At 28.3% G+C, this 226-nt stretch carries 1 protein-coding gene; it reads left to right on the top strand.

Annotation, left to right across the window (positions count from 1 at the left end; translation table 11 throughout):
• On the top strand, nt 1-226 hold a 226-nt coding region (locus NF27_RS12840), incomplete at both ends, for a hypothetical protein (RefSeq protein WP_039458143.1).

Below are 226 nucleotides of genomic sequence, written 5' to 3'. Positions count from 1 at the left end.
ATTGATAATACAGGTAGAACAGCTCTTCATATATTAGTCTATTGTAATACATCTACTACAATTCCAAATGATTATTTTCCAACTAAAAATAAATTGCCTTTTACAGTTTCTTTCCCTGCGATTCTGGATATTTTACTTAAAAATAAAGCTGACCCTCTTTTAAAATATCTCAGATATACTCCTAGGGATATAATTAAATTTAGGCTTAATACTACCGATACTAAAC

Origin of the sequence: Candidatus Jidaibacter acanthamoeba (assembly GCF_000815465.1) — a bacterium.
Lineage (GTDB): Bacteria > Pseudomonadota > Alphaproteobacteria > Rickettsiales > Midichloriaceae > Jidaibacter > Jidaibacter acanthamoebae.
The sequence above is the reverse complement of the archived record's forward strand: the minus strand, read 5'-3'. Positions and strand labels throughout refer to the sequence as shown.